Below are 21,533 nucleotides of genomic sequence, written 5' to 3' on the forward strand. Positions count from 1 at the left end.
TAATTATTATCAAATAAGCTGCGGTCAGTTTTTAGGCAATTTTTTTTGATTTTGAAGATAGGGTGATATTTGTTATTAACCGTCAAGGCGCTATATGAGTTAAGAACGTCCGTTTTCATTTCTTCATTTTGCCGGTTCTTAACCTCGGTGGAAGTTTGAGCAGTGTTGTCATGGCATAATAGGCATCTTATGTGAAAAGTCGCCTTGCTGCCGGCTCAAAAGCAATTGATGTACCCTTTGCGATAAAAAGTGCGGTCAATTTTTCTTGTTTTTTTTCATGGCAAATTTGGTACACTAAGCGAAATTTATTGCAATTGCATAAGGATAACAATATGCCAACCCTCAGTGTGGCGATGATCGTCAAAAACGAAGAACACGAATTAGCACAATGTTTAGATTCAGTGAAAGATTGGGTGGACGAAATCATCATTTTAGATTCGGGCAGTACGGATAATACGCCGAAAATTGCCCAACAATACGGTGCAAAATTTTATCGGCATACCGATTGGCAAGGCTTTGGTCGCCAACGCCAAATTACGCAACAATATGTAACCTGTGATTATGTCTTGTGGCTTGATGCCGACGAACATGTCAGCGATAAATTGCGTCAATCCATTCAAAAGGCGGTCAGTGCCGATTTAGACAATACCGCCTATCAAATCTGTCGTTTAAGCACGGCGTTCGGCAAACAAATTCGTCATTCCGGTTGGTATCCGGATTATGTGTTACGCCTATATAAAACGCAAGCTGCGCAATATGGCGACGAATTGGTACATGAAAAAGTTCATCTGCCGCCAAATACGACGGTCAAAAAATTAGACGGTGATTTGTATCATTACACCTATAAAACAGTGCATCACTATTTATCCAAAGTGGCGCACTACAGCAAAGCTTGGGCGGAACAAAAAGCTGCTAAAGGCAAAAAAACCGGCATAACTCAATGTGTTACCCATTCTCTCGGTTGTTTTGTGCGGATGTATATTTTGCGCGCGGGTTTTCTTGATGGCAAACAAGGCTTTATTCTCGCGGTATTATCGGCATTTTCGGTGTTCGCCAAATATGCCAATTTATGGATTTTAAATTTAAAAAACAGAGGCTAATATTTATGGCTAATCAACGCCCCGCTATTTTATTTATTAATATGGCCAAAGGGTTCGGCGGCGGTGAGTATCAAAGTGCACAATTGATAAAACACGTCAGCGGCTACGATACTTACTTTTTGGGTAAAAAATCGGGAAAATTTATACCGCACTTGCAAGAAAACCTTCCGCAAACGAAAATCGTCAATCTTTGGCAAGCCCTTAAATTGATTTTTACCCACTCGCCATTAATTATTCACGCTCTCGACGGGCAAGGCGCCCATTTTGCCGGCGCCTTTAAACGATTATCCGGTAAACCGACAATGATCACGCGCCGAATCAGCGTACCTTTTCGCCATAAATCCTCTGCGCGCTCTTATCAAAATGTGGATATGGTCGTCGGTGTCAGTCATCAAGTGACCGATAATATGCGCCTGCTAAATGCGAATGTGCGTACTATTTACGGTAGTATCAAACCGTTACAGGAAAACCGCGAATTTGAACAACGTTACTTCGCTACCCCCAAACAAGGTTTACGCGTGGCGCATATCGGCAACTTGTTGAAAATCAAAAATTTTCCATTGACCATTGAACTTGCACGCCGATTTCCGCAAGTCACATTCTATATCGTCGGATCCGGTGTATTGGAAGCGGAATTAAAGCAACAAGCCGAAGGCATCGGCAACATTGAATTTATCCCCTTTAATCCTTACGTCGGCTCCGTATTAAAACAAGTGGACTTACAACTGGTTCCCTCTCATTCGGAAGGCATGGGATTTGTGATTTTAGAGGGTTATTTGTATAAGCGCCCCGTCTTGGCACATAAAACCGGCGGTATTCCTGAAATTGTGCAACATGGAAAAACCGGCTTTTTAATTGAAAATAACGATATTGCCGCATATCAAGCGATCTTGCAGCAATTGGTGGACAATCCGGAACAATTGCAAACCATGCAAAATCATATCGCCGATTATATGCAAAACATGGATTTTTCCGTGGAACGTATGATCAAAGAATATGAAGACGCTTATCAGATGCTCCTGACGAAAAGATAAGTTCATCAAAGTAACCCCAAAAATAAAAGGCTCGGATTGTGCCGAGCCTTTTGAGTTATTGTCTTATTATTCGCCAAGACGTTCTTTGATACGTGCAGATTTACCTGAACGCTCACGTAGATAGTAAAGTTTCGCTTTACGTACCGCACCTTTACGTTTCACGCTGATGCTGTCAACTACCGGAGAGTGCGTTTGGAATACACGCTCAACACCTACACCGTTAGACACTTTACGTAAAGTAAATGCACTGTGCAAGCCACGGTTACGAATTGCAATAACCACGCCTTCAAATGCTTGCAAACGACGTTTGCTACCTTCAACAACCCATACTTTCACTTCCAAAGTATCACCCGGGCGGAAGCTTGGTACGTTTTGTTTTAATTGTTCCTGTTCGATTTGTTTAATGATGTTACTCATTTGAATAATCCTTCTAAGATCCTAGTGTTAACTGATTTCACTACTTGCAGCTTTAATCCGCTTAAGCAGTTTGCGTTGTTCGTCAGTCAGAGCTAGGCTTTCCAATAGCTCAGGGCGTCTTAACCACGTCCGCTCAAGAGATTTTGTTAATCTCCATTTACGAATTTCTTCGTGATTGCCTGACATCAGTACAGGCGGTACAGCTAACTCATCCAAGACTTCCGGTCGGGTATAATGTGGACAATCCAATAATCCTGTCGCAAAAGAATCTTCTTGTGCCGAGACTTGTTTGCCTAATACGCCGGGAATAAACCTTGCAACTGCGTCAATCAACGTCATTGCAGGTAATTCTCCACCGGTGAGTACGTAATCTCCAATTGACCATTCTTCGTCAATTTCGGTTTCAATCAAACGTTCATCAATGCCCTCATAACGACCACAAACCAAAATAATCTTTTGATATTGCGACAGTTCTTGCACACCGTCTTGATTGAGTTTACGTCCTTGGGGTGAAAGATAAATCACTTTTACCCCCTCCCCCGCCGCCGCTTTAGCCGCTCGAATTGCATCACGTAACGGTTGTACCATCATCAGCATTCCGGGACCGCCGCCATAAGGACGATCATCGACCGTTTTATGTTTATCCGATGTAAAATCGCGAGGATTCCAACATTGGATATGCAGCAGACGTTGTTTAACTGCACGTCCTGTGACCCCAAAATCTGTAATAGCGTTAAACATTTCAGGGAAAAGACTAATAATCCCAATCCACATTTTAATTATCCTGTGTCAAAATGTTACAACAAACGCCACACAACCTACCTGAGGTTAGAAACCGGCATCCCAATCCACTTCTATAGTCTTTGTGGTGAGATCTACTCTTTTAACTACTTGTTCATATAAAAACGGAATTAACCGTTCTTGTTTACCAAAAGCATCTTTCGTTTTAGCGCGCACGACCAACACATCATTAGATCCGGTTTCCATCATTTCAGAAACCGTTCCCATGGCATAACCCTGTAAATTTACCACTTGGCAACCAATTAAATCATGCCAATAATAATCACCTTCCTCCAGTTGGGGGAAAACGGATAAATCCACACCGATCTCAATATTTGCCAGAATTTGCGCGGCTTCACGATCATTCACCCCTTTTAATTTAACAATTAATTCGTGGTTATGATGTTTCCAGCTTTCCAGCTCGGTCGGTTGCCATTGCCCTTTGATTTTTAAAAACCAAGGTTGATAGTCGAAAATGCTTTCGGCATATTCAGTAGATGAATAAATACGCAACCAACCTCGAATGCCGTATGTTGAACCTAATTTGCCAACGACTTCAATTCTTTGTTGTGTCATGATTATTCACCTCTAAAAACGATCAAAATCTGTGATTAAGCCGCTTTTTGTGCTTCTTTTACCAAAGATGCAACGCGATCCGACAAAGATGCGCCTTGACCGACCCAGTGGTTAACGCGATCCAAGTTGACACGTAGACGTTCCGCTTTACCTGTCGCCAGTGGGTTGAAAAAACCGACACGCTCGATAAAACGACCGTCACGCGGGCTACGACTGTCAGCTACAACGATTTGATAGAATGGGCGTTTTTTAGCTCCGCCACGAGTTAAACGAATGGTTACCATAACCTTCCTCTAAATAATAATTACGAAAAGAAAACCCACATCGAAGAAGTGGGAATGCTTACTTTTTTCTCTGTATATATAGACAAAAAGCCTGTGGATTGTACTCTTTTTTCTGAAAAAATCAAGGTGAAATCATACCTATATGCCATTTTCGCGGAAAATTCCTTTTTTTGATTGCTTCAAATGCTCGCTTTAAAGTGCGGTCAAAAAATCGCATAAAAATTAAAGGAATATAAAACGGTTTCATCGTTTTTGCCTTATATCCCCGCCCTCAAAGGGCGGGGTTTTAGGGTACAGGCAGATTCACCTGTGTTGATAAATTACCACTGATAGCCTACCGACACCGCGCCGGCAACCTTGCCTTGGGAGTTGCTGTTACCTTGTAGTTTCAGCATCACCTTACCGTTATCACTGACGCGAGAATAACCAATCGCCACCGCATTTGCCCCGGCAATACCGGCACGTAGGTTTTTATTAGCAGCGCTTCCCTCTTGAGTTGTAGCAGGTGCAGTTTGATCACCTTTAATCACCAGTTTTTGTCCAAGATTTCTATGAACTTTTTTAGTTTCATCAGTATCATTTCCGGCAAAATCCAGCCCTGCTTGTCCTAAAGCTTGCAGATCTCTTATAGTGGCAACATTATTTAATATTGGATCGCTATCTTTGATATTATCATCTTCATTAGCGTTATTTCCTAACAACTTATCAATAGCATCTTTTTTAGATTTTTGATGATTTTCCTTAGCTTTTGCTATCTCTTTCTTTTTAGCTTCTTCATCCATGTCATCAGTATTAGGATCTTGATATTTTTCAAGTCCTAAACCGGAATCAACATTAGCGATTTTCTTAGGTGTATCACCTTTTAGGTTAATCTCCGCTTTAACCCCATTTTTCGCTACCTCTTTAGGTTGCTGATCAGTAGCCAAATCTGAATTATCGCTATTTACAAATTTTTTCTTGGTTTCATCGTATTTTAAGTTTTTAACATCTTCTTTCTTGTAGTATTTATCTCCAACCTTAACTAACTCTTTACCATCTTTATCTTTGTAAGTCGTTTCAAATGGATTATTAGCATCTGTTTTTGAATTTTTATCATTAATTTCATTTTGCATTGTATCAATAGCTGTTTTTACTGCTTTTGATGTAACCACTCTTTCATCATCTTCAGATACTTTTGCCGATTTATTTAGCTCTAATTTTATTTTTACATTATCCTTATCTTCTTTTACTACTGATATGTCTATATCATTTTCTTTATGAGGAAGAACTTTTCCATCCGGATCTTTTGATTCTCCATGTTTACTTTCTGAACTGTCTATAGCTATTGTGTTACCTAATTGTAATGTTGCTTGTTCCGGTTTTTGTATTTGGTCTTTTCCCTTTGTTAATTTAGTACCTTTAAATGTAAGACCTTTCTCCACAATGGCTTTGGCGATATCAGAGACATCTTTAACGTTAACCGCATTGCCATGAATACCCTTGTCCATCGTTCCGGATAAAATTTTCTCTATCGGTTCCGGATCTCCATTTTTTTGATTTTGTCCATTATGTTTTTTATTCAACCCGCTTTGTAATCGGGTAATTCTTCTTTCAGCGACATCAAAGCCCGTTCTGTCAAAGGTATAGTTCGCTCCATTTGATGAAATGGTGACATTTGTCGTTGCCTTTGAGCCATTTGAACGATTAAATTCAATCTTACTATTTACAGTACCATTTTTACCATTAGGAATACCTTCTCCTGTAATAGATTTAATCCCTTTTAATCCCTTATTCAGCGCGATATTAACCGTTTTGCTATTACTATTCACCGATGTTTGAATATTCTGATGAGAATTATTAGTCTTACCTTTAATATTCAATTCAGTATTATTTTTATCTAGTGTATAACCTTTTCCTTTATCGTCACCCTAACGGTAAAGTTTGCCGCTACATCTTTTGCTAACTTAGAAAATTCATGTGTCACAGCATATAATTGACTTCCGTTAATAGCGTCTGTTGAAGTTTCATTCACTTCTCCCGCCGCTACATTTTTAATAATACGTTCTTTGCCTTTATCTCCTACACTGAAAATGTTTTTTTTGCTTTCTTCTTTATCATCAGTACTTACTCCGCCTTTGAAAGTAAATTTAACGCCATTTATTTTGGCTTCTTTCTTAGCCGTCTCTTTAGCTGTTACTTTAGATTCTTTTCCTATTGCTACCGAATCTTCTGCCCCAACTTCAACTGACGCTTTATATCCTATCGCAATTGAGTCTTTTCCTTTTGCTAGGCTTCCTTTGTAGTTAGAGGCTTCTATTTCATCTTCTGTTAAATTAGCGGCCTTATCTTTTTTCTCCATATCTGTCTTAACAGCTGCTGTAATTTCCTGTAATTTTTTTAACAATTCATTATTGTTATTACCGTTACTGGTTTTCCCATTTAAACCATCAACAATTTTTATAATACTATTTGTATTTTTTGCTATATCAGGATTTCCGTTTTTTAATCATCTAATTCAGCCTTAACTTTGTCTAACGCTCCGTCTTTAAATTTTTCGCCGCCATTTACTTTTCTATTTAATAATTTTGCATATTCACCCGCCAATTTAACATAACGTTCATAATTTTGTTTTGCTTCTTGACCTTGTGCTATTTTTGCACTATCGCCACTTTTTTGCTCCACACCAAAGTTAGAACCCCAAGCCACCGTATCATTCCCTAGTGATATTGATTCCTTTCCTTGTGCAAAGGTTCTATACCCCACGGCTGTCCCTTGGTGGGTGTCGTTTTCATTACTTGTTGTAACTTTACTATTAATTCCCGCTATCGCTTATACCCCACAACAGTAGTATCATTTCCACCAGCAACCGCACGAGCCCCCACAGCTACCGTTCTCCAGAAATCTTTGTTTTTTAATTCTGTTTCTGACCCCGTTTTATTCCGTCCACTGGTTAAAAGGGTTGTTTCTTGATTATTAATTTTGTTTTTATCTATACTATGATTATAACCCCAACCACCTTGGTCATACATAATTCCAGTTCCCTCATGTAAACCCCCGTTACCATTACTGTTTAAATTATTCTCAGATAGAAGCCATACATCTGCCGCCTGCCCCACACTCGGCAACAACCCACATACCAACAACACCAAAGGAGCAAGCTTAAACAACCCTAAAGCATATCCCAAAAAACCACCGCACTTTGGTTTCTCCGAACTGCTCGCCACTTGGCGGTTGCTGGCTAATTCGGAAACCGCTTTGGTTTGACCGGTGGTTACATCATATTTGGTTTTAAGGATTCGGTTCATAATTTACTCCTCAAGAAATGAATGAAAATATATAAAAATACGCATTAAATACCTAAAAACAACGCAATGGCGTCAATGCTTCAATGTAACAAATTATACACAAAAAGTGGATTTTACCCCTCCTGCAAATTATTTTCCCTTTAAAATCAATTGGTTATTAATTTAACAAAATTTTAACAAATTTATAGGTTATTTTCGGATCCGATGGTAGGGTGGGAATAAGCCGTTCGCTTAGAAAATTTAGACGGAGAAATAGGAAGCCTCAGAAGTTCAACCACAATATGAACCGAAAGAACATTACAATAAAGTAACGGAAATATTCACTTTTGATATCTTACTTATATTGATTTTTACGGCTGTCAGCCGTAAAATTAAAAACCCTTATAGAAGAGGAAAACAACAATGACAGTACAAAATACAAAAGCAAGATTGGAAGCTAAAGTAAACTTGGATATATACCAATTAATTAAGCAAGCGGCAGCTATTTCAGGGCGAACATTAACTGATTTCGTTGTGGACGTAGCTTACAAGGAAGCAAAAAAAACAATTTCAGAACATCAAGTTTTGCGTTTGACATTGGAAGATCAGGCTTTACTTATCGAAAGTTTAAGTAAACCATTTAAACCTAACGCTTCAATGCAAAATGCTCTTGATGTGTATGAAGAGTATTTATCCATTCATAGAGATAAATAAGTAATGAAAAATGAAAATTTGATAAATTTAACCGTATTGCCTTTAGAAGAATTAGGCATTAAAAAAACGTCTTTTTCTTGTTCTGTCAAGGCATTGGAGAGCTACTTTCATCAGAATGCTTCTCAAGACGTAAAAAAAGGGCTGGCAAAGTGTTTTGTGCTTATCGATAACAAACAATCTAAGATTATTGGCTATTACACATTGTCAGCGTTATCTGTACCGGTTTCAGATATACCACAAGAAAGAATAAATAAAGGGATTCCATACCCTAATATTCCTGCCGTTTTAATCGGTCGATTGGCGATTGATGATTGTTTTCAGATGCAAGAATATGGTAAATTTTTAATTGCAGATGCGATGTACAAAATCAAAAATACGACTGTAGGCTCTGCAATTTTAGTTGTTGAAGCAAAAGATGATAATGCGGCTTCATTTTATGAGCGATTGGGCTTTATTGAATTTAAACATTTGGAGACAAAGCATAGAAAATTCTTTTATCCGCTCACAAAAATCATAAAATAGATGAAAATCCCCTTTTTAGGAGGGGATTTTCATCAGCACTTGTGGTCGCTTGGCAGCTTACGCCTAAAGGACTTAGATTTGCGGCAGGTTGGTAAACCCAATCGCGCGGTAGACTTCATCTAAGGTTTTCTTTGCTCGCGCCCGTGCTTTTTGCGCCCCTTCCGCCGCAATGCGTTTAAGCAAGGTTTCATCGTTGCGGAAATGGCGATAGCGTTCTTGCAAACCGGTTAACATTGCGCAGACTTCATCTGCTACCGCGCCTTTGAGATGCCCATACATTTTACCTTCAAATTCCGCTTCTAATTCAGCAATACTCTTGCCGCTTACACCGGATAAAATATCCAGCAGATTAGAAACACCCGCTTTATTTTTCACATCATAACGAATCACCGGCGGTTCATCGGAATCAGTCACCGCACGTTTAATTTTTTTCGCAACCGCATTCGGATCTTCCAATAAACCGATCACATTATTGCGATTTTCATCAGATTTCGACATTTTTTTCTCCGGCTCAAGCAAGGACATCACGCGCGCACCCGCTTTTGGAATAAACACTTCCGGAATCGTAAAGTGCGGTCCATAAACGGCATTAAATCGTTGCGCAATATCGCGCGTGATTTCCAAATGTTGCTTTTGATCTTCACCGACCGGCACTTGATTAGCTTGATAAAGCAAAATATCCGCTGCCATCAATACCGGGTAAGTAAATAAGCCGACATTGACATTTTCTGCATGGCGTGCGGATTTATCTTTAAATTGGGTCATCCGTCCCATTTCGCCGAAATAAGTATAACAATTTAGCACCCAAGCCAATTGGGCATGTTCCGGCACATGGGATTGAATAAAAATCGTACTTTTTTCAGGATCAATGCCGCAAGCCAAATACAGCGCCAATACATCTAAGGTCGCTTTACGCAATTTTTCCGGATCTTGACGTACGGTAATCGCGTGCTGATCTACGATACAAAACAAACATTCGTAATCTTCTTGCATTTTTACCCATTGACGTAATGCGCCCAAATAATTCCCGATAGTTAATTCGCCGGATGGCTGTACACCACTAAATACCACTGGCTTTGTCATGTTTATTCCCTCTATATTTTTATCTTTTTGTTTAAACAATTGCTAAAATTTCAGCAAAATCGTCAAATACCCAATCAGGATTTGCCTCGGCAATTGGAATATTATAGTTGTAACCATAAGTTAACCCGACCACCGGACAACCGGCAGAATGTGCCGCCAAAATATCATTTCGAGAATCGCCGATAAACAATATTTGCTTCGGATATAAACCGAATTTCCCACATAAATAATAAAGCGGTGCCGGATGCGGCTTGATTGCCGGTAGGGATTGACCGCCTAACATTTCGCTAAATAAATGATCAATACCGAACGCACGTAATACAGGTTGTACATGTTTCGTCGGTTTATTCGTCACTACCGCCAAAATATAGCCTTGTGCTTTCAACGTTTCTAAGGTTTCTTTGACATTTGGATATAACCTACTGATATTACACAGATTTTCGCCATAATAAAAACCGAAACGGCGTTTAAATTGTAAGGTTTCTTCCTCGCTCAAAGAACGACCGGTCTGTTTTTGCGCCCAATCTAACGCACGCGCACTCAACACATCCGCTCCATTACCAATCCAAGTTAAAACCAAAGCCTCTTCCGCTTGCGGCAAACCCTGCTCCGCCAACGCAGAATTAACCGACAACGCCAAATCCGGCAAACTATTAACCAAGGTTCCGTCCAAATCAAATCCGATTAATTTAAATTGTTTTGTCATTTACTGCTCGCTTATCTCACTACCGTTGCCAATTGTTGACGCATTTCATTGATGACTTTTTGATAATCCGGCTGATCAAAAATCGCCGATCCCGCCACAAACATATCCGCACCGGCTTGGGCAATTTGCGCAATATTATTCACTTTTACGCCGCCATCCACTTCCAAACGAATATCAAACCCGCTTTCATCAATACGCCGGCGCGCTTGTTTTAATTTTTCCAACGTCGCCGGAATAAAGGATTGACCGCCAAATCCCGGATTCACCGACATCAACAAAATCACATCCACCTTATCCATCACATAATCCAAATAACTCAATGGCGTTGCCGGATTAAATACCAAACCGGATTTACAACCGCAATCGCGAATTAATTGTAAAGAACGATCAATATGCTCCGTGGCTTCTGGGTGAAAAGTAATGTAATTAGCGCCGGCTTTGGCAAAATCCGGAATAATTCTGTCCACCGGTTTCACCATTAAATGTACATCGATCGGCGCACTCACACCATAATCACGTAACGCTTTGCAAATCGCCGGACCAAAGGTTAAATTCGGCACATAATGATTATCCATAACATCAAAATGAATCAAATCCGCACCGCACTTTAAGACATTTTCTACATCTTCGCCCAAACGCGCCAAATCGGCAGATAGAATAGACGGCGCAATTAAAAAAGGTTTCATGCTTTATCCTCTTTAGTTAGAAAAGAATTTGCCCTAGTGTACTACTTTATTATATAAATATTAAAGGATTTATTCTGAAAATCGCGATAACTTAGGCTTTTCTTTGAGGGAGCAAAATGGGAAATTTTATTCATGGATTTTTAGTCTGTGCCGGCTTAATCGTGTCTATCGGCGCACAAAATGCGTTTTTATTAAAACAAGGCTTATTAAGACAACACGTTTTTTTAGTGGCAATGACCTGTTTTATCTGTGATGTAGTCTTATTCGGCGTCGGCATATTAGGCTTTGGTACCCTCTTAAATCAAGCACCCATTGCCAGCGTCATTTTAGCCTTTTTCGGCGCCGCATTTTTATTTTTATATGGCGCAAGGACCTTTCTTTCTGCTTACAAAGGCACGTCTATCGTCAATTTATCCGAAGGCAAACAAACCCAATCCGCGCTCAAAGCCTTTTTATTTACACTCGCCATCACCTTACTCAATCCGCACGTCTATTTAGATACCGTTGTGATTATCGGCAGTATCGCCGGAACGATTGCCGGCATGGAAGGCAAAATTTTATTTATGATCGGCGCGAGCACCACTTCCGCCCTTTGGTTTTTTGGCGTCGGTTATGGCGCGAAATTACTTATTCCGTTTTTCCACAAACCGATTACTTGGCGCATTTTAGATGGGATCACAGGAACTATTATGTGGTTGATTGCATTAAGGTTAATCAAATATGGCGTGGGATTATTGTAATCCCACTCCGTTTTGCCGGCGGAGTTGCCGACACCTTATTTACGCAGCGCAATCGCTTCAATTTCAATGCCAACCTCTTTTGGCAAACGCGCTACTTCAACGCAAGAACGCGCCGGAAAATTCGGATGCTCATTTTCTTTAAAAAAATTCTCATATTCCGCATTCACCGCCGCAAAATCATTTAAATCTTTCACAAATACCGTCGTTTTCACAATATCCGCTACGGTCAAGCCGGCTTGCTCAATAATGGCTTTGATATTTTCTAAGGATTGGCGGGCTTGTGCCACGATATCTTGCGCCACTTCGCCGGTTGCCGGATTAACCGGAATTTGACCGGACGTTAACACCAAATTACCCAAATCTACCGCTTGTACATAAGGACCGATCGCTGCCGGCGCTTTATCCGTACTAATAATTGCTGTCATCATTTTTTCCTTTAGTTTGGTTAAAATTCAAGGGCTATTGTACCCGTTTCTTACGAAACTTTCAGCCCGTTTAAGGCATTAATCAGGCGAATTTCCTCAAAGTGCGGTACATTTTCCAACAGAATTCGACGTGCCTGAATTTTACCTTGCGCCAACAATAAGGCACGCTGTGTTCCCGCCAGCAGCGGCGTATCCGGTGTAAACCATTGGTCACCTTGACGAAAAATCAAATTGCCGATAGAACAATCAGTAACGCAACCTTGTTTGATAATCATGATTTCATCACAGTCACCTTTTTGCTGTAACAACCCATTGAGGTACGCACGATCAGCATATTTCAACCCATAATCAATATCATCATCAATCACCGGCTGAAATGTACGGTATGTTTTGCGCTGATAAGGAAAACATTGAATGTGATAATCGCGGGCATGATAATCAATGCGACAACGAACCAAGGGACTATCCAACTCTGCCCAAAGTGCGGTGTTTTTTTGCAAGACTTCTAAAAGATCGTAAATTTTAACCGCACTTTTCCTGTAAAATTGCCGCAAACTTTGCTCATATCGCGCTTGATGCTGCGCGATATTTAAGATTTTTCCCTGCTCAACGGCAATGGTTTCAAATAAGGGAAATATTGTCTTTTCCATTTTACCACCTATTTTTTCATTAACGGCACATAAACTTTTTGGATCAATTCTGCATATTCCTCTTGCACTTGGCTTTGCATGGTAATCCCGCCGCCGCTGCGAAAAAATAAACGCCCGTGTTGTTGTTCAATAAAACGAATGGCGACCGCACTTTGTAAACTATCGCCCAAAAACACACCAAAAATGCCGGTATAATAACCGCGTTCCCCCGTTTCCGCTTGCTGAATAATTTCGACGGTTTTTTCCTTTGGTGCGCCGCTAATGGAACCGGCGGGCAGTAAACTCGCCAATATAGTCCCAATATGCTCTTGCCAATTTTCCGCAAGATCCCCGCAGATTTCCGAACTTGTCTGCAAAATTGCGCCACTTTCCGTATCAATCCGCTCCACATAACGAAAACGTTTCACCTCAATATTGTCCGCCACTATCGCCAAATCATTACGCATTAAGTCCACAATAGTATAATGTTCCCATTGCTCTTTTTGCGAATTAAGCAGCTGTAATTCGGCTTCCGGCAGCGTCGCATCAATGGTTCCTTTCATGGGATAAGTAAAAATACGGTTATCTTGAATTTGCACAAAATTTTCCGGCGAAAAACACACAAACTCGTTACCATACAATAACTTATATTTAGCCTGCGAATGCTTAAAAAGTTGCGGCAAGGTATAATTGGTTTGGATTTCCGTGGCATAGGTTAAATTTAACAAATAAGAATTGCCTTTTTGTAATTCCTGTTGTACCAAATCAAAACCGTGCCGATACTCCGCTTCCGGCAGCGGAAATTTATGCAAGAAAAATGAGGGCGATCCTAAATCCTCCGATTCATTTACATTTGATAAAGAAAAAATCTGAAAAAAAACACCGCACTTCTGCGCCTCATTCAGCTTGCAAATTATTGGTTTTTTCTTTTCAAAATCAATAAGAAAGAAAAAAGGTTGACGCAATGCGCCCCATTGATTGGCTTGCGCAATAAAGGTATCAAACAACATAACACAAAATAAATCAGTAAAATAAACTCAATTTTAGCGTAAAATAACCTAAAAATCTGTTATTCTTTGAAATCAACTCATGTCAAAACTTTTAATTATTAATAATCACGACTCTTTTACGTACAATTTAGTGGATCTCGTACGACGCTTACAAACTCCGTTTCAGGTGATCAACGTCGAGGAGGCGCATAGCAAAGCCGTTGAAAATTTCTCGCATATTCTGATTTCACCCGGTCCGGATATTCCTACAAGTTATCCGCAATTATTTGAAATATTAGAAAAATATCACCAAACACGGACATTTTTAGGCGTTTGTTTGGGGCATCAAACCCTGTGCCAATTTTTTGGTGCCGCGCTTTATAACTTAGCGCCGGTTCGCCACGGGCAGGCGCACCGCTTAAAAGTGCGGTCAAAATCGCCACTGTTTTTACGGTTACCTGAACAATTTCAAATTGGGCTTTACCATTCTTGGGCAGTTTCCGCTCAACATTTCCCCGCCTCTCTGGAAATTACCGCCACCTGTGAACAAGATCTTATTATGGCGGTACAACATAAAACGCTGCCGCTGTATGGCGTACAATTCCATCCGGAATCCTATATGTCAGAATATGGTAAAGAATTGCTGGGAAATTGGCTAAACGTATTAGAACACACTTAAAAGCTATCCTAATTACCTGTTAACGAATGAATAAGTAAATGTTGGCAGGTCATTCATCTTAAGAAAACGACCTTCCGTATCATGCTGCCTCACATGATTTTCATGCAGTTAAAAATAGGTTTGTTATATTTAAAAATCAAGGAACTAAACGCAGTTTTAAATGTGCAAAAATAAAAAATAAGCATGTTATTTTATGTTTTTTGATTTATATCAAGAAAAATAAGCAAAAAATAGATGACTTTTTCAACTAACAGGCGTAAATTTAGTTGCATAATTCAACTTTATTCCGAATAACGAGAAATATTCAAAGGATAAAATGTTGAATGGATCAACAATATTAAAATTTGCAAACGTCGTAATAATGCACTTTTTAGTGCCATGAAATTACAAATAATATAAAGTCGAATAAAAGCGATAAAGCTGAATATAAGGCTTTTACTTATCAATAAATCAAACCGTTGGAGGTTTACCATGACAACTCAAACAGCTCCTGCTTCTACCGGAGCTAACTTTCAGGGCAACGACAAACTGTTGTTCGGTATGATTATGGGCGTAATCGCCTTTTGGCTTTTTGCGCAAACGACATTAAACATTGCTCCCGATATGGAAAAATCTTTGGGGGTTGATACCTCCGTGATGAATATTGCCGTATCCATTACCGCTCTCTTCTCGGGTATGTTTATTGTCGTAATGGGAGGCTTAGCCGACCGTATTGGTTGCGTAAAAATCTTGAATTTGGGCTTTATATTAAGCATTATCGGTGCGTTATTAATTGCACTGGCGCCGGCCGGTTCTTTAGCTGTACCGGTATTAATGTTAGGTCGTATTATTCAGGGTATATCAACCGCCTGTATTATGCCATCCAGTTTGGCGTTAGTAAAAGCCTATTGGGAAGGTGCCGGTCGTCAACGTGCAATCAGTATGTGGTCCATCGGTTCTTGGGGTGGTTCAGGCTTATGCGCGCTCTTCGGCGGTTTGGTTTCACAAAATTTAGGATGGCGTTATATTTTCTTCGCTTGTGCAGCTGTGTCTTTATTAGGCTATCTTATGTGTCGGGGTACGCCTGAGTTCAAAATGGAAAGTTCCGGCAAAAAACACAAATTTGACTGGGCAGGCGTTATTACATTTATGATTGCCATGATCGCTTTACAAATATTAGTGACTCAAGGCGGTGATTTTGGTTGGACAAGTATGGCAACCATCGGTCTGTTAATCATCACTTTTGTCTCAATCGTACTATTCTTATGGTTTGAAGAGCGTGCTGATAAAGCCTTTGTCGATTTCTCCTTATTTAAAAATGCAACTTACACGGGAGCAACCATTTCTAATTTCTTGGTCAATGGTGTAGCGGGCATGTTAATTATATCTCTGCAATTAGTCCAATTAGGGGGTAATATGACCGCACAGACTGCCGGATTACTCACGATTGGTTATGCTATTGCGATTATTGCCTTTATTCGCGTAGGTGAAAAATTATTACAACGTTTCGGTGCACGTAAACCAATGATTTGGGGCTGCTTAATTACAGGCTTATCCATTGCGTTATTATTACCTACGAATATGATGTTAGATCAATATAAAATTATTGTTATCATTTCTTATATCTTGTTTGGTATCGGTTTAGCTTTCTATGCCACTCCGTCAACTGATGCTGCATTATCTAATTTACCGCCTGAACAAGCAGGTTCCGGTTCCGGTATCTACAAAATGGCATCTTCTTTAGGAGCTGCGTTCGGTGTTGCAATTTCAGCAGCGATTTTCACTGCATTGCGCGCAGACAACGGTAGTGTCTCTTGGTTAAGTGATGTCGTACCTTTTGTCGGTAGACAAGATAACCTCGCCATCCGAGAAGCGGCAACGTTTGCATTAATGTTTAACTTATTGATGATTTTAGGTGCAATTGTTTCTATTATGTTGACTGTACCATCCGGTAAAAAATCGTCTTAACTTAAACAATATTATCTAACAAATTTTCAGGCTACCTAAATAGAACAATAGGTAGCCTGAAAACAATAAGGCATGAGGAAAAAAAAATCGTGAGTACATTATTACAAACTATAATAACTGAGCAAGCGGAAAAAGCAAAAGCACATTTTCGTCATCTTCATCAATATCCCGAAGTGGCATTTGAAGAACACGAGACAGCGGCTTATATTGCTGAACGGTTAAAAAGCTGGGGTTACGAGGTTACTACCGGTATCGGTAAAACAGGCGTAGTAGGGAGATTAAAAGTAGGTGATGGTAAAGTATCTATCGGATTACGTGCGGATACTGATGCCTTACCGGTTAAAGAATGTGCGGATCTGCCGTATAAAAGCAAAGTGGAAGGTCGTTCACATACTTGTGGACATGATGCGCATACATCAATGCTCCTTGGTGCAGCTGAATACTTAGCTCGCACTAAACAATTTAACGGTACCTTAAACCTGATTTTCCAACCGGCTGAAGAAATCATGGGCGGTGCACCGGCAATGATTAAAGATGGCTTGTTTGATCGTTTCCCAATGGATTATGTGTTCGGTTTACATAATATGCCCGGTTTAGATACCGGTAAGATCTATTTCACCGGTGGTCCGATTATGGCGGCAGTTGATAACTGGGAAATTGAATTAACAGGTAAAGGCAGTCATGGTTCAATGCCTGAAAAATCTATCGATCCATTAGTAGCAGGTGCCGCATTAGTGATGTCATTACAAACTATCGTCTCACGTAATGTAGCGCCAAAAGATTCCTCAGTGGTCAGTGTAGGCGCATTCCAGTCAGGTGATGCCGGTAACGTTATTCCACAAACTGCAATTTTACGTTTGAGCGTACGTAACAGTACTCCGGCGACGCGCGTCATGGTTTTAGATAAAATCAAATCGATCACTAAAGCGACCGCAGAAGCATATAATGTTACCTACGAAATTCGCGAAGGTCAGCCCGGTGCTATTTTAGTCAATGACGAATCACAAACTGAAAAATGTATCCAAATCGCTTCTGAGGTATTAGGCGCTGAAAATGTGATCACACCCGGACCAACATTTATGGGAAGTGAAGACTTTGCTTTCTATGCCCAACAAAAACCAAGTGTTTATGGTTTTATCGGTAACGGTGATACTCCAATGGTTCACCACCCTATGTATGCTTTTGATGAAAACAACTTACCTGTCGGAATAGCATACTGGGTAGGATTAGCACAAAATTATCTACGTTAATACCGCTTCTATTCTTTAAAAATAAATGCCAAACGGTGATTTTACTGCTTCGGCGTTTTTTATTATACGGTCTTAACTGTTGTTTATAATTAGGAAAACACATGGCTTTTTCTCGCCCATACCTTACTTATCAATTTGAGCTGCTCAAAAATTTAGCGATTAAAGCAGCTAATCCCTACTATGAACAGGCGGCACAACTTCGTGTACGTGAATTGCGTGTATTGCGTTTAATCCATGATACCCCGGGTGTAACCGCTACCGAATTACGACATAAATTAGTATTGGACAAAACACTGTTGTCAAAAAATTTAGCGGTATTGGAAGAACGCGGCTTAATTTGCTACAACACTGATCCGCAAGATAACCGAGTTCATCGTTTACAATTGACTGAAAAAGGTACGCAGGCATGGAAAAAATGCGAGAAAATCGGTCGTGATCTGGAAGCAAAAATGTTCGGTGAATTAAGCATTGAAGAATTAGAGCAGCTACAACAACTGCTACATCGTGCCTATACTTCCTTTTCAAATTGGCACGAACAATATAGCAAATTTTCAGTTAAGTAGAAATCTTATAAAAAATACACCTATTTATTCTTTTCGCTAAACAAAAAATGCACCTTAATCTTATCCGGTTAAGGTGCATTTTTGTGGTGAAATCACTCAACAAAAACAAGCTTAAGGTTTATAAATAATTTCCACTCCGTCTTCATCTTCTTCAGACAGGTCATCCCAATCGTCATCCTCATCATCAAGTAATTCGCTTTCTGCCAGTTGTTCTTGATGATAATCTTCCCATTTGAATTTCACTTCTTCCGGCGCTTTTTCTTGCTCCGTTTCACGCGGGTTAGCTTCGATAAAATCCATAATATCGCGGCAAAGTGGAGGGACATTTTTGCCTGTTGCGGCAGAAATCAAATAATAATCCTCATCCCAACCAAGACGCTCGACAATCTCCTCAGCGTGCTCGCGCGCTTCTTCATCGCTCATCATGTCGACTTTATTAAAGACCAGCCAACGCGGTTTTTCCGCTAATTTTTCGCTGTATTGGAAAAGCTCGCTTTCAATGATCGCCACGTTATCTGCCGGATCAGTTTCGTCAATCGGCGCCAAATCCACTAAATGGATCAGGACACGACAACGTTCCAAATGTTTTAAGAAACGAATGCCGAGACCGGCACCTTCGGACGCTCCTTCAATCAAGCCGGGAATATCTGCAATGACAAAACTGCGATTCGCGTCAACCCGCGCCACGCCTAAACTTGGTACCAACGTGGTAAACGGATAATCCGCTACCTTTGGTTTCGCCGCAGAAACCGCACGGATAAAGGTCGATTTTCCTGCATTCGGCAATCCTAACATTCCAACATCCGCCAGCAACATTAATTCCAGTTGCAAATCCCGCTTCTCACCCGGCGTACCGTTAGTCTTTTGTCGCGGCGCACGGTTCACGGAAGATTTAAATCGGGTGTTACCCAATCCATGATAACCGCCTTTTGCCACCAACATTTTGACTCCGTGCTGAGTTAAATCCCCCAACACTTCTTTAGTATCATTATCAATAGCACGCGTTCCCACCGGTACACGCAAAGTAATATCTTTACCGCGACGTCCGGTACAATCAGAACTGCGACCATTCTCACCACGTTCTGCGGCAAAACGTTTTTCAAAGCGGTAATCAATAAGTGTATTTAAATTCTCATCAGCAACCAAATAAACATCACCGCCGTCGCCACCGTCTCCGCCATCCGGTCCACCTTTAGGAATATATTTTTCACGACGAAAACTAATACACCCGTTTCCACCATCACCCGCCTCAATACGAATTAAGGCTTCATCAATAAACTTCATTTTGTCTCCTATTTATAATTCTTAATCAATTTATGCCCAATAGCAGATAACATAGCACCGAACACAACAATACACGCGCCAATATAGCTCAAATTATTTAAACTCGGGGCAGAAAAATACTGTGGAAAAATGCCATGTAACAAATGTGAAAATACAATAGTGAATAACGGTACTAATGTCACTATCATGCTCACCTTAGCAACCTCCCAACGATTAAGCGCTTCAGCATAAGCCCCATAACCAATCAATGTATTAATACAACAATAAATAAAACAAATTGTGGTAAAAATATCTAATTTTTCTACTTGCAATGGATGAGTAAATGGAGAAAAAACCAAAAACAACCTAAATAAATAATCAGTAAAATCTGCGATGCTGTAAACTGGCGAGACAATAATTTCTGCGCCAATCCGTAAGCTACCCAAACCAAAGCTGCTGCAATGCCCAATATAATGCCAATAGTATATTCACCGGAAGAAAAAAGACTTCCCAAACGATCATTAAAAAATAACGCTAATCCGATAATCAATATTCCTAATCCGATTTTTTGGTGTATGCCAAATTTTTCTTTAAATAAAAGCACCCCGCAAATCAGCATTGCAAAAGAAGAAAAATGAATAAAAATTTGTGTTACTGAAGGTTCAATAAACCGTAACGAGGAATTAAATAAAAGAAAATTGCCTGCCAATCCTAAAATACCAAATAAAATCAAGCCCATATAATAGCGATTAAATTGACTAAATCCAGGCAATTTTTTCGATATGGCTAAAAGCAAAAATAATGCGACACTTGCTACTAAAAAGCGAAACCAAACAATAGTTTGCGTATCCATCACAGCCACGACTTTTTGTAAAGCAATCGGCAATGTTCCCCATGCAATTGCGGTAATCAATGCAAATAGAAAACCTAATATTGGTTGCTGCTGTTTCATTTTATCCTCGAAAATAATATTTAAGTTTATGTCCTAACGCCGAAAATAATGCACCGAGTACAACGAAAAATGCTCCAAAATAACTGATCCAATTAAGCTCAACCGCTGAAAAATAGGTCGGACTCAAGGCAAATGCTAAATGGGAAAACAATAGCGTAAATACCGGAATTTGGGTTAATACTGCACTAACTTTGGAAATATCCCAACGACTTAACGCCTCGGCGTAGCAACCATAGGCAATGATGGTATTTAAGCCGGTTAAAATCAAACAGATCAATTGAAAATGATCTAATTTTGCCGCTTCTTTCACTTCAGAAACGGGAAACAAAATGACCGCGCTTCCAATATAAATTAACAGTAAAATTTGTTGCGGCGTGAGCCTATCAAGCAATAATTTTTGCGCCAAAGCATAAATAATCCAAACCAAGGTAGAAGTGATCATAAAAATCACTCCCAACGAATACAGATTTAAATGGCGAAAATCGTCAAAGCGTTGATTGAAAAACAGCAATAAGCCGGTAATCAGTAAAAATAGCCCGACTTTTTGGTGCCACCCCATTTTCTCTTTGAAAAACAAAACGCCGATAATCAACAAAACAAAAGAAGATAACGGGCTAAGTACTTGGCTGGTAGTCGGTGGAATATATTTTAATGCCAAATTATATAACCAAAAATTCGACGCCAGTCCTGCAATTCCCAATACCACTAACATCACCGCACGCCTATTTAACGTACTTATTTTGGGTAGCTTACTGCTCATTAACAGAAATACAAATAATAAAACACCGGCGATTGCAAAACGATACCACACTGCCGTGACTGCATCCATTGATTTTACAACTTGCTGCACGAACAAGGGTAACGAACTCCACATCCCTGTCGCAACCAGTGCCAGTATGCCTCCCACTAAAGGCTGTTGTTGTTTCATCTT

25 protein-coding genes and 1 pseudogene are annotated in these 21,533 nt (G+C 40.0%); 9 read left to right on the forward strand and 17 right to left on the reverse strand.

Going from position 1 to position 21,533, the window contains the following annotated elements:
- Positions 1 to 332: 332 nt before the first annotated feature.
- Positions 333 to 1,100: a glycosyltransferase family 2 protein gene (locus CFY87_RS09455; RefSeq protein WP_094947216.1), complete on the forward strand. Its 768-nt coding sequence runs from the start codon at positions 333 to 335 to the stop codon at positions 1,098 to 1,100.
- A 5-nt stretch (positions 1,101 to 1,105) separates the two neighbouring features.
- On the forward strand, positions 1,106 to 2,134 hold the full coding sequence (locus tag CFY87_RS09460) for a glycosyltransferase family 4 protein (RefSeq protein ID WP_094947018.1): 1,029 nt from the start codon (positions 1,106 to 1,108) through the stop codon (positions 2,132 to 2,134).
- Positions 2,135 to 2,200: 66 nt separating this feature from the next.
- Here CFY87_RS09460 and rplS read toward each other — a convergent pair whose 3' ends face one another.
- The 8 genes from rplS to CFY87_RS09500 form a co-directional block, all read right to left on the reverse strand.
- Positions 2,201 to 2,551, reverse strand: coding sequence for a 50S ribosomal protein L19 (rplS, locus tag CFY87_RS09465; protein ID WP_005599346.1), 351 nt, complete (start codon positions 2,549 to 2,551; stop codon positions 2,201 to 2,203).
- A gap of 27 nt (positions 2,552 to 2,578) precedes the next feature.
- The gene (trmD, locus tag CFY87_RS09470; RefSeq protein WP_094947021.1) at positions 2,579 to 3,325 is read right to left on the reverse strand and encodes a tRNA (guanosine(37)-N1)-methyltransferase TrmD; all 747 of its coding nucleotides are present in this window, start codon (positions 3,323 to 3,325) and stop codon (positions 2,579 to 2,581) included.
- Positions 3,326 to 3,379: 54 nt separating this feature from the next.
- On the reverse strand, positions 3,380 to 3,907 hold the full coding sequence (rimM, locus tag CFY87_RS09475; protein ID WP_094947024.1) for a ribosome maturation factor RimM: 528 nt from the start codon (positions 3,905 to 3,907) through the stop codon (positions 3,380 to 3,382).
- Between the two features lie 35 nt (positions 3,908 to 3,942).
- The gene (gene rpsP, locus CFY87_RS09480; protein ID WP_094947027.1) at positions 3,943 to 4,191 is read right to left on the reverse strand and encodes a 30S ribosomal protein S16; all 249 of its coding nucleotides are present in this window, start codon (positions 4,189 to 4,191) and stop codon (positions 3,943 to 3,945) included.
- Between the two features lie 320 nt (positions 4,192 to 4,511).
- Complete coding sequence (locus CFY87_RS09485) at positions 4,512 to 6,050, reverse strand: YadA C-terminal domain-containing protein (protein WP_094947030.1); 1,539 nt, start codon at positions 6,048 to 6,050, stop codon at positions 4,512 to 4,514.
- Between the two features lie 17 nt (positions 6,051 to 6,067).
- A complete protein-coding gene (locus tag CFY87_RS12500; protein WP_115609949.1) occupies positions 6,068 to 6,574 on the reverse strand; it encodes a hypothetical protein in 507 nt (168 codons plus the stop codon).
- 98 nt (positions 6,575 to 6,672) lie between these two features.
- Positions 6,673 to 6,933: a hypothetical protein gene (locus tag CFY87_RS09495; protein WP_143226174.1), complete on the reverse strand. Its 261-nt coding sequence runs from the start codon at positions 6,931 to 6,933 to the stop codon at positions 6,673 to 6,675.
- Between the two features lie 59 nt (positions 6,934 to 6,992).
- Complete coding sequence (locus tag CFY87_RS09500; protein WP_094947036.1) at positions 6,993 to 7,475, reverse strand: ESPR-type extended signal peptide-containing protein; 483 nt, start codon at positions 7,473 to 7,475, stop codon at positions 6,993 to 6,995.
- A 402-nt stretch (positions 7,476 to 7,877) separates the two neighbouring features.
- Between CFY87_RS09500 and CFY87_RS09505 the strand changes: the two genes are divergently transcribed.
- Positions 7,878 to 8,168 carry a type II toxin-antitoxin system TacA family antitoxin gene (locus CFY87_RS09505; RefSeq protein WP_094947039.1) on the forward strand — a complete coding sequence of 97 codons (291 nt, stop codon included), beginning with the start codon at positions 7,878 to 7,880 and terminating at the stop codon, positions 8,166 to 8,168.
- A gap of 3 nt (positions 8,169 to 8,171) precedes the next feature.
- Entirely contained in the window at positions 8,172 to 8,690 is a 519-nt protein-coding gene (locus CFY87_RS09510; RefSeq protein ID WP_094947042.1) for a GNAT family N-acetyltransferase, read from the forward strand.
- Between the two features lie 72 nt (positions 8,691 to 8,762).
- Here the strand turns inward: CFY87_RS09510 and trpS are convergent, their stop codons facing one another.
- The 3 genes from trpS to rpe are packed head-to-tail and all read right to left on the reverse strand — an operon-like array spanning position 8,763 to position 11,165.
- Positions 8,763 to 9,773 carry a tryptophan--tRNA ligase gene (gene trpS / locus CFY87_RS09515; RefSeq protein ID WP_094947045.1) on the reverse strand — a complete coding sequence of 337 codons (1,011 nt, stop codon included), beginning with the start codon at positions 9,771 to 9,773 and terminating at the stop codon, positions 8,763 to 8,765.
- A gap of 31 nt (positions 9,774 to 9,804) precedes the next feature.
- Positions 9,805 to 10,479 carry a phosphoglycolate phosphatase gene (locus CFY87_RS09520; RefSeq protein ID WP_094947048.1) on the reverse strand — a complete coding sequence of 225 codons (675 nt, stop codon included), beginning with the start codon at positions 10,477 to 10,479 and terminating at the stop codon, positions 9,805 to 9,807.
- Between the two features lie 11 nt (positions 10,480 to 10,490).
- Complete coding sequence (gene rpe / locus CFY87_RS09525; protein WP_094947051.1) at positions 10,491 to 11,165, reverse strand: ribulose-phosphate 3-epimerase; 675 nt, start codon at positions 11,163 to 11,165, stop codon at positions 10,491 to 10,493.
- A gap of 116 nt (positions 11,166 to 11,281) precedes the next feature.
- Between rpe and CFY87_RS09530 the strand changes: the two genes are divergently transcribed.
- Entirely contained in the window at positions 11,282 to 11,905 is a 624-nt protein-coding gene (locus CFY87_RS09530) for a LysE/ArgO family amino acid transporter (RefSeq protein ID WP_094947054.1), read from the forward strand.
- Between the two features lie 35 nt (positions 11,906 to 11,940).
- On the opposite strand, the gene CFY87_RS09535 is transcribed toward CFY87_RS09530, so the two are convergent.
- Genes CFY87_RS09535 through CFY87_RS09545 form a run of 3 tightly spaced genes read right to left on the reverse strand, consistent with a single transcriptional unit; the run spans position 11,941 to position 13,966 of the window.
- Positions 11,941 to 12,330: a RidA family protein gene (locus CFY87_RS09535; RefSeq protein ID WP_094947057.1), complete on the reverse strand. Its 390-nt coding sequence runs from the start codon at positions 12,328 to 12,330 to the stop codon at positions 11,941 to 11,943.
- Between the two features lie 50 nt (positions 12,331 to 12,380).
- The gene (locus tag CFY87_RS09540; RefSeq protein WP_094947060.1) at positions 12,381 to 12,980 is read right to left on the reverse strand and encodes an aminotransferase class IV family protein; all 600 of its coding nucleotides are present in this window, start codon (positions 12,978 to 12,980) and stop codon (positions 12,381 to 12,383) included.
- A gap of 8 nt (positions 12,981 to 12,988) precedes the next feature.
- Positions 12,989 to 13,966 (reverse strand): aminodeoxychorismate synthase component I, encoded by a 978-nt coding sequence (locus CFY87_RS09545; protein WP_094947222.1) that lies wholly within the window; start codon positions 13,964 to 13,966, stop codon positions 12,989 to 12,991.
- An 82-nt stretch (positions 13,967 to 14,048) separates the two neighbouring features.
- On the opposite strand from CFY87_RS09545, the gene CFY87_RS09550 reads away from it, so the two are divergent.
- The 4 genes from CFY87_RS09550 (at position 14,049) to CFY87_RS09570 (ending at position 18,387) form a co-directional block, all read left to right on the forward strand.
- Complete coding sequence (locus CFY87_RS09550) at positions 14,049 to 14,627, forward strand: anthranilate synthase component II (protein WP_094947063.1); 579 nt, start codon at positions 14,049 to 14,051, stop codon at positions 14,625 to 14,627.
- A gap of 471 nt (positions 14,628 to 15,098) precedes the next feature.
- A complete protein-coding gene (locus CFY87_RS09560) occupies positions 15,099 to 16,574 on the forward strand; it encodes an MFS transporter (protein ID WP_094947069.1) in 1,476 nt (491 codons plus the stop codon).
- Between the two features lie 89 nt (positions 16,575 to 16,663).
- Positions 16,664 to 17,824, forward strand: a complete 1,161-nt coding sequence (locus CFY87_RS09565) for a M20 aminoacylase family protein (protein WP_094947072.1) — start codon at positions 16,664 to 16,666, stop codon at positions 17,822 to 17,824.
- Positions 17,825 to 17,925: 101 nt separating this feature from the next.
- The gene (locus tag CFY87_RS09570) at positions 17,926 to 18,387 is read left to right on the forward strand and encodes a MarR family winged helix-turn-helix transcriptional regulator (protein WP_094947073.1); all 462 of its coding nucleotides are present in this window, start codon (positions 17,926 to 17,928) and stop codon (positions 18,385 to 18,387) included.
- A gap of 111 nt (positions 18,388 to 18,498) precedes the next feature.
- On the opposite strand, the gene cgtA is transcribed toward CFY87_RS09570, so the two are convergent.
- The 3 genes and pseudogenes from cgtA to CFY87_RS09585 form a co-directional block, all read right to left on the reverse strand.
- Positions 18,499 to 19,671: an Obg family GTPase CgtA gene (cgtA, locus tag CFY87_RS09575; protein ID WP_094947074.1), complete on the reverse strand. Its 1,173-nt coding sequence runs from the start codon at positions 19,669 to 19,671 to the stop codon at positions 18,499 to 18,501.
- A gap of 8 nt (positions 19,672 to 19,679) precedes the next feature.
- A pseudogene (locus CFY87_RS09580) lies at positions 19,680 to 20,602 on the reverse strand (DMT family transporter).
- 1 nt (position 20,603) lies between these two features.
- Positions 20,604 to 21,530 (reverse strand): DMT family transporter, encoded by a 927-nt coding sequence (locus CFY87_RS09585; RefSeq protein WP_094947077.1) that lies wholly within the window; start codon positions 21,528 to 21,530, stop codon positions 20,604 to 20,606.
- Between the last annotated feature and the right edge of the window lie 3 nt (positions 21,531 to 21,533).

The organism is Actinobacillus seminis, assembly GCF_002263215.1.
GTDB classification, from domain to species: domain Bacteria; phylum Pseudomonadota; class Gammaproteobacteria; order Enterobacterales; family Pasteurellaceae; genus Actinobacillus_B; species Actinobacillus_B seminis.

What these genes read in the sequence shown, in the direction of transcription:
- CFY87_RS09455 (WP_094947216.1), top strand. Translation starts at nt 333, where the DNA reads ATGCCAACCCTCAGTGTGGCGATGATCGTCAAAAACGAAGAACACGAA.
- CFY87_RS09460 (WP_094947018.1), top strand. Translation starts at nt 1,106, where the DNA reads ATGGCTAATCAACGCCCCGCTATTTTATTTATTAATATGGCCAAAGGG.
- rplS (WP_005599346.1), bottom strand. Translation starts at nt 2,551, where the DNA reads ATGAGTAACATCATTAAACAAATCGAACAGGAACAATTAAAACAAAAC.
- trmD (WP_094947021.1), bottom strand. Translation starts at nt 3,325, where the DNA reads ATGTGGATTGGGATTATTAGTCTTTTCCCTGAAATGTTTAACGCTATT.
- rimM (WP_094947024.1), bottom strand. Translation starts at nt 3,907, where the DNA reads ATGACACAACAAAGAATTGAAGTCGTTGGCAAATTAGGTTCAACATAC.
- rpsP (WP_094947027.1), bottom strand. Translation starts at nt 4,191, where the DNA reads ATGGTAACCATTCGTTTAACTCGTGGCGGAGCTAAAAAACGCCCATTC.
- CFY87_RS09500 (WP_094947036.1), bottom strand. Translation starts at nt 7,475, where the DNA reads ATGAACCGAATCCTTAAAACCAAATATGATGTAACCACCGGTCAAACC.
- CFY87_RS09505 (WP_094947039.1), top strand. Translation starts at nt 7,878, where the DNA reads ATGACAGTACAAAATACAAAAGCAAGATTGGAAGCTAAAGTAAACTTG.
- CFY87_RS09510 (WP_094947042.1), top strand. Translation starts at nt 8,172, where the DNA reads ATGAAAAATGAAAATTTGATAAATTTAACCGTATTGCCTTTAGAAGAA.
- trpS (WP_094947045.1), bottom strand. Translation starts at nt 9,773, where the DNA reads ATGACAAAGCCAGTGGTATTTAGTGGTGTACAGCCATCCGGCGAATTA.
- CFY87_RS09520 (WP_094947048.1), bottom strand. Translation starts at nt 10,479, where the DNA reads ATGACAAAACAATTTAAATTAATCGGATTTGATTTGGACGGAACCTTG.
- rpe (WP_094947051.1), bottom strand. Translation starts at nt 11,165, where the DNA reads ATGAAACCTTTTTTAATTGCGCCGTCTATTCTATCTGCCGATTTGGCG.
- CFY87_RS09530 (WP_094947054.1), top strand. Translation starts at nt 11,282, where the DNA reads ATGGGAAATTTTATTCATGGATTTTTAGTCTGTGCCGGCTTAATCGTG.
- CFY87_RS09535 (WP_094947057.1), bottom strand. Translation starts at nt 12,330, where the DNA reads ATGACAGCAATTATTAGTACGGATAAAGCGCCGGCAGCGATCGGTCCT.
- CFY87_RS09540 (WP_094947060.1), bottom strand. Translation starts at nt 12,980, where the DNA reads ATGGAAAAGACAATATTTCCCTTATTTGAAACCATTGCCGTTGAGCAG.
- CFY87_RS09550 (WP_094947063.1), top strand. Translation starts at nt 14,049, where the DNA reads ATGTCAAAACTTTTAATTATTAATAATCACGACTCTTTTACGTACAAT.
- CFY87_RS09560 (WP_094947069.1), top strand. Translation starts at nt 15,099, where the DNA reads ATGACAACTCAAACAGCTCCTGCTTCTACCGGAGCTAACTTTCAGGGC.
- CFY87_RS09570 (WP_094947073.1), top strand. Translation starts at nt 17,926, where the DNA reads ATGGCTTTTTCTCGCCCATACCTTACTTATCAATTTGAGCTGCTCAAA.
- cgtA (WP_094947074.1), bottom strand. Translation starts at nt 19,671, where the DNA reads ATGAAGTTTATTGATGAAGCCTTAATTCGTATTGAGGCGGGTGATGGT.
- CFY87_RS09585 (WP_094947077.1), bottom strand. Translation starts at nt 21,530, where the DNA reads ATGAAACAACAACAGCCTTTAGTGGGAGGCATACTGGCACTGGTTGCG.